The following is a 5,762-nucleotide window of genomic DNA, read 5'->3' on the forward strand; positions in this document are numbered from 1 at the left end:
GGACGAGACCGCGGGCGGCGGGGTGAGCACGACGGGCTCGCCGCCGGGCTCCGGGACGGTGAACTCCTCGACCGGCACCAGGTACGGCGCGACCGGCCGCTTCACGAACTCCATCGCGCCGTCGTCCCGGCGGCGCAGGTTGAGGTGGTACATCCAGGCCGTGTCGTCGCGTTCGGGCAGGTCGGCGCGGTCGTGGTAGAGGCCCCAGCGGCTCTCGGTGCGGGTCAGGGACGAGCGGGCGGCCATCTCCGCGCAGTCGCGGATGAACGTCACCTCGGCGCAGCGCATCAGCTCGTGCGGGGTCCGCGCGCCCATGCCCGCGATCTCCGCCTCCATGCGGGCGAACGTCTCGACGGCGATGTCGAGCTTCGCGCGCGTCTTGGGCGGCGCGACGTAGTCGTTGACGAACCGGCGGAGCTTGTACTCGACCTGCGGCTGCGGCGGCCCGTCCGGGTTGCGCAGCGGGCGGTAGATCAGCTCGTGCGCCGCCCGGATCTGGTCCTCGGGCAGCGCCGCCGCCCCGCCCAGGTGGGCGGACGCGTGCGCGCCCGCCAGGTCCCCGAAGACGAACGCGCCGATCATGTAGTTGTGCGGGACGCAGGCCAGGTCGCCCGCCGCGTACAGGCCGGGCACGGTGGTGCGGGCGTGCTCGTCCACCCACACGCCGGACGCGGAATGCCCGCCGCACAGCCCGATCTCGGAGATGTGCATCTCCACGTCGTGGGTGCGGTAGTCGTGGCCGCGTCCCGCGTGGAAGGTGCCGCGCGTCGGCCGCTCGGTGGTGTGCAGGATGCCTTCGAGCGCGGTCAGGGTCTCGTCCGGCAGGTGGGTGAGCTTCAGGTAGATGGGGCCGCGCGCGGAGTCGATCTCCCGCTTGACCTCCGCCATCATCTGGCCGGACCAGTAGTCGCAGTCGACGAACCGCGTCCCGGCGGCGTTGACCTGGTAGCCGCCGAACGGGTTGGCGACGTAGGCGCACGCGGGCCCGTTGTAATCCTTGATGAGCGGGTTGATCTGGAAGCATTCGATGCCGCTGAGCTCGGCGCCCGCGTGGTAGGCCATGGCGTGGCCGTCGCCCGCGTTCGTGGGGTTCTCGTACGTCCCGTACAGGTAGCCGGACGCGGGCAGTCCCAGGCGGCCGGACGCGCCCGTCGCCAGGATCACGGCCCCGGCGGAGACGGTGACGAACTCGCCGCTGCGGGTGTCGAAGCCCACGGCCCCTACGGCGCGCCCGTCCTCCTCCGACGTCAGTACGCGCACGGGCATGACGCGGTTCTCGATCTGCACCTTCTCCCGGATGGAACGCTGCCTCAGCACCCGGTAGAGCACCTTCTTGACGTCCTTGCCCTCCGGCATGGGCAGGACGTACGAACCCGACCGGTGAACCCTGCGGACCGCGTACTCGCCGTGCTCGTCCTTCTCGAACTTCACGCCGTACCGTTCGAGCCGCTTCACCATGGCGAAGCCGCGCGTGGCCGTCTGGTGGACGGTCCGCTGGTTCACGATGCCGTCGTTGGCGCGGGTGATCTCGGCGACGTAGTCCTCGGGCGTGGCCTTGCCGGGGATGACGGCGTTGTTGACGCCGTCCATGCCCATGGCGAGCGCGCCCGAGTGCCGGACGTGCGCCTTCTCCAGCAGCAGCACGGACGCGCCGTGCTCGGCGGCGGTGATGGCGGCCATCGTCCCGGCGGTGCCGCCCCCGATCACCAGGACGTCGCAGCTCAGCTCGCGGCGATCCGCGACCGGCGGGATCTCCATCAGACGGCCTCCTTCACCTGGTCGCCGGCGCCGAGCGCGGTGAGCACGTCGTCGCGGGACGCGGGGACGGCGAACTCCGCGGCGACCCCGTCCTGGCCGAGGACGACGACGCGGCGGCCGAGCAGCAGCGCCTCGTCCACGTCGTGGGTGACGAACACGACCGTCGCGGGGGCGTCGGCCAGGACGTCCAGGAGGAGCCGCTGCATGGACGCGCGCGTCTGCGCGTCCAGGGCGCCGAACGGCTCGTCCATGAGGATCGCGCGGGGTCCGGCGGCGAGCGTCCTGGCGAGCTGGACGCGCTGCCGCATCCCGCCCGACAGCTCGCGCGGCAGCCGCCCGGCGTCGTCGCCGAGCCCCACCCGGCCGAGCCAGCGCTCCGCCGCCGCGCGGCGCTCCCGGCGCGGGACGCCCCGCAGCGCCAGGGCCAGCTCGACGTTGCGGCGGGCGGTCCGCCACGGCAGGAGCGCGTCGTCCTGGAACATCAGCGCCCGGTCGGCGGACGCCCCGGTGACCGGCTCGCCGTCCGCGAGGACGCGTCCCGACACGGCCGGGAGGAGCCCGGCGAACGCGCGCAGCAGCGTGGACTTCCCGCACCCGGACGGTCCGACGACGACGAGGATCTCGCCCGCCGCCACGTCCAGGTCGAGCCCGCGGACGACCGCCCGCCCGCCGTACCCGAGCGTCACCCGCTCGGCCCGCAGCGAAAGCCCCGTCATGCCTGTCCCTCCCTCGGAAGCCACCGGGTGAGGCGGCGTCCGGCCAGCTCCACCGACGCGGAGGTGAGCCAGCCGAGCAGCCCGATGGTGGCCATCCCGACGAGCACGCCGGGGTAGTCGACGATCGTGTACGCCTGCCAGGTCCGGTAGCCGACGCCGAAGTCGCCGGAGATCATCTCGGCGGAGATGACGCAGATCCACGCCACGCCCATGCCGATGGACAGCCCGCCGAACACGCCCGGCAGCACCCCCGGCAGGACGACCCGGGCCAGGACCCGCCACCGCCCGCCGCCCAACGTGCGCACCGCGTCCTCCCAGACGACCGGGAGCGCCTTCACCGCGTGCCGGGTGCTGACCAGGACGGGGAAGAACGCCGCCGCGAACGTGATGAACACGATCCCCTGCTCGTTCGCCGGGAACAGCAGGATCGCGACCGGGACCAGCGCGATCGCGGGGATCGGGCGGGCCACCTCGAACAGCGGCTGCAGCAGGTCCCCCGCCCACCGGGACCGGGCGGTGGCGAGGCCGAGCGCGACGCCCAGCACGGCGGCGAGCGCGAACCCGGTCAGGATCCGGACGAGGCTCTGCGCGACGTCCTGCCAGTACCGCCCCTGCTCGACCTGGCGGCCGAACTCCGCGACGACGTCCACCGGGCCGGGGAACCGGTCGAACCGGACCCAGAGCCGCAGGTCGGCTGCCGTCACCAGATGCCAGACCGCGACGGCGGCCAGCAGCGACGCCACCCTGACGGGCCAGCGGTGCAGGCCGTTCATGCGCGCCGCACCGCCTCGCCGTACGGGACGACCTTCGCACCGGAGTGCGCGGAGACGTACTTCTGCGCGCCCTCCGGAGTGGCGAACGGCTTGAACCTCTCCGCGGCCTTCGCGGACGGGTCCTCGACCCAGATGTCCTTGTCTGCGAACCACCGCGTCCCGGCGGCGGTGTCCGGGATGTACACGGCCCTGATCTGCTTGCCCTCGCCCTGAAGCGCGCGCACGTTCTTCAGAAGGCAGACGGGGTCGGCGACAGGACGCGTCTTGGGCTCGCCCTTGACCCACACCTCGCCCGCGGTCTTGGGATCGCCCACCGGCTTCTTGCAGACCGCGTCGCTCCCGGTGATGGCGGCAGGGTTCGCCGTGGAGGCGGCCTGCCGCTCGTAGGACGTGCCGACCGCCCTCCTTATGTGGGTGTCGTTGACGAACGGGTCCACCTTCAGCGGCGCCTGGATGACGCCGATGGACTTGAGGAACGGCACGTCCTGCACGAACGCGTCGCGCAGCTCCTTCTTGATGGTGGGGTCGAACGTGGCGACGCCACCGGCGCCGTTGTAGAGGTACACGGTCTCCACCGGCAGACCCGTCGTCGCCGCCACCGATTCCGCAGCCTCCAGCGGGTGCGCGTGCAGGTAGTTGGTCGCGTCGATCTGCGCGCGAAGGAACGCCTGGAGGATCTCGGTCTTCTCCTCGGCGTACTGCTTGCGGACGACCACGCCGTGAAAGGTCGGCACGTTCAGGTCGCCGCCGTCGTACAGCAGCTTGGCCTGGCCCTTGTGCACCAGCAGCCCGGGCCACGCGACGAACTGCGCGAAGGCCGCGGCGGCGCCCGACTGGAGCGCGGACGCGCCGACGGTCGGCTGCTGGTTCTCGACCTTCACGTCCTTCGCCGGGTCGAGCCCGTACCGGCGCGCCGCCTGGACGAGCGTCCCGTGCCCGGCGGAACCGACGCTCGCCGACACGGTCTCGCCCTTCAGGTCGCGCAGCGTCCTCGCCTTCGAGCCGGGGGCGACGACCACGCTGTTCAGCGATCCGCGCAGGTTGTAGCCGGTCACCGACACCCACTGGGTCTCGGCGTCGCCGCCCTGCGCCTGCGCCCGCGAGCCGTTGATCAGCAGCGGGTAGTCGCCCATCGAGCCGATGTCGATCTTCCCGGCGAGCATCTGCGCGGTGATCGGCGCGCCGGTGTCGTAGTCGCGCCAGACGACGGAGTGCTTGCCGTCCAGTTCCTTCAGGCGCTTCTCGAAGAAGCCGAGCGAGCGCAGGAGCGTCCCGGCGGTGACGGTGTTGATGGTCTTCGACTGGTAGCCCACGACGATCTGGCCGGACCCGCCGCCCGCGGACGCGTTCCCGGCGACGGTGCAGCCGGCGAGCAGCGGTACGAGACCGAAAGCAAGAATCCTTCTCATGGGGGGCGTCCTTCAGCGCAGGAGGTACGGCATGTTGACGGTCACGGCTCCGGTGGGACAGCGGTCGGCGCAGGGGCCGCAGTACCAGCACTCGTCGACGTGCATGTATGCCTTGCCGGTCTCGGGGTGGACGGCGAGCGCGTCCAGCGGGCAGACGTCGATGCACAGCGTGCAGCCGTCGATGCAGAGGGCCTCGTCCACCGTCACAGGGACGTCGGTGCGGTGCTCCACCAGGGACATGGCTTCTCCTGTCAGGGGTGAGTGCGGCGCAGGGTGCCGCTCATCGCGATGCGGTCGCCGCGGAACCGGATGAACTCCAGGTCGACCGGGCGGCCGTCGGCGAGGTGGGTGAGGCGTTCGAGCATCAGCAGGGCGGCGCCCCGCGGGGCGTCCAGGGTCGCGGCCGAGTGCGGGTCGGCGCTGACGGCCTCCAGGGTGACCTCGGCGAGCCCGAGCGGCTGCCCGGCGATCCGTTCGAGCAGCACGAAGATGTCGTTGCGGGCGAGGTCCTCGGCGAGCAGCGGCTCCCCCAGGTCGCGGGCGATGTAGGTGAGGTCGAGGGAGAGCGGCAGCCCGTTCAGCCGCCGGAGCCGCTCGATGTAGACGACCGGTTCGCCCGGCGGCCGCCGCAGCCGGGCGGAGACCTCGCGGGACGGCGTGATCAGCCCGGTCGTGCGGACCTCGTTGGCGACCTCGCCGTGCTCGCGCAGCGTCTCGGCGAGCCCGAGGAGCCGTTCGAGCCCGTGCGGGTACTTCTCGGCGACGGCGAGGGTGCCGACGCCGGGGCAGCGCTCGATGAGGCCCTCGGCGCGCAGCAGGTCCAGCGCCTCCCGGACGGTGTTGCGGGACGCGCCGAACTCCCGGACGAGCTCCGCCTCGGCGGGCAGGGCGGCGCCGCCGCGGAACTCGCCGTAGAGCACCTGGCGGCGCAGCACGTCCGCCACCTGCCGCGCGCGGTCGGCGCGCAGCCGCCGGGCGTCGGCGAGCATGAGGGCTCCGGCGGTGAAGTCGCTCCTGGTCACGGCCATAACCTACTAAATCAATCGGAATAGGTGAATAGCCGCCGGGCTCCGCCACCTGGGGTTTCGCGGACACCCCGCCTGACC

Annotated in this window: 6 protein-coding genes; all 6 read right to left on the reverse strand. The window is 72.3% G+C overall.

Features of this window, described 5'->3' with window-relative positions:
- On the reverse strand, positions 1 to 1,758 hold a 1,758-nt coding region (locus tag E1264_RS39225), incomplete at its 3' end, for a fumarate reductase/succinate dehydrogenase flavoprotein subunit (protein WP_132182089.1).
- A complete protein-coding gene (locus tag E1264_RS39230) occupies positions 1,758 to 2,474 on the reverse strand; it encodes an ABC transporter ATP-binding protein (RefSeq protein WP_132182091.1) in 717 nt (238 codons plus the stop codon). The genes E1264_RS39225 and E1264_RS39230, both read right to left, overlap by 1 nt.
- Positions 2,471 to 3,247, reverse strand: coding sequence for an ABC transporter permease (locus tag E1264_RS39235; RefSeq protein ID WP_132182093.1), 777 nt, complete (start codon positions 3,245 to 3,247; stop codon positions 2,471 to 2,473). Before E1264_RS39235 ends, E1264_RS39230 begins: the two co-directional genes overlap by 4 nt.
- Positions 3,244 to 4,656, reverse strand: coding sequence for an ABC transporter substrate-binding protein (locus tag E1264_RS39240; protein WP_132182095.1), 1,413 nt, complete (start codon positions 4,654 to 4,656; stop codon positions 3,244 to 3,246). The genes E1264_RS39235 and E1264_RS39240 overlap by 4 nt, the downstream gene beginning before the upstream one ends.
- A 12-nt stretch (positions 4,657 to 4,668) precedes the next feature.
- Positions 4,669 to 4,896 (reverse strand): 4Fe-4S dicluster domain-containing protein, encoded by a 228-nt coding sequence (locus E1264_RS39245; protein ID WP_132182097.1) that lies wholly within the window; start codon positions 4,894 to 4,896, stop codon positions 4,669 to 4,671.
- A gap of 11 nt (positions 4,897 to 4,907) precedes the next feature.
- Positions 4,908 to 5,678 carry a GntR family transcriptional regulator gene (locus E1264_RS39250; protein WP_243711447.1) on the reverse strand — a complete coding sequence of 257 codons (771 nt, stop codon included), beginning with the start codon at positions 5,676 to 5,678 and terminating at the stop codon, positions 4,908 to 4,910.
- Positions 5,679 to 5,762: the final 84 nt, after the last annotated feature.

The organism is Actinomadura sp. KC216, assembly GCF_004348535.1.
Taxonomy (GTDB): Bacteria; Actinomycetota; Actinomycetes; order Streptosporangiales; family Streptosporangiaceae; genus Spirillospora.

What these genes read in the sequence shown, in the direction of transcription:
- E1264_RS39240 (WP_132182095.1), bottom strand. Translation starts at nt 4,656, where the DNA reads ATGAGAAGGATTCTTGCTTTCGGTCTCGTACCGCTGCTCGCCGGCTGC.
- E1264_RS39230 (WP_132182091.1), bottom strand. Translation starts at nt 2,474, where the DNA reads ATGACGGGGCTTTCGCTGCGGGCCGAGCGGGTGACGCTCGGGTACGGC.
- E1264_RS39245 (WP_132182097.1), bottom strand. Translation starts at nt 4,896, where the DNA reads ATGTCCCTGGTGGAGCACCGCACCGACGTCCCTGTGACGGTGGACGAG.
- E1264_RS39235 (WP_132182093.1), bottom strand. Translation starts at nt 3,247, where the DNA reads ATGAACGGCCTGCACCGCTGGCCCGTCAGGGTGGCGTCGCTGCTGGCC.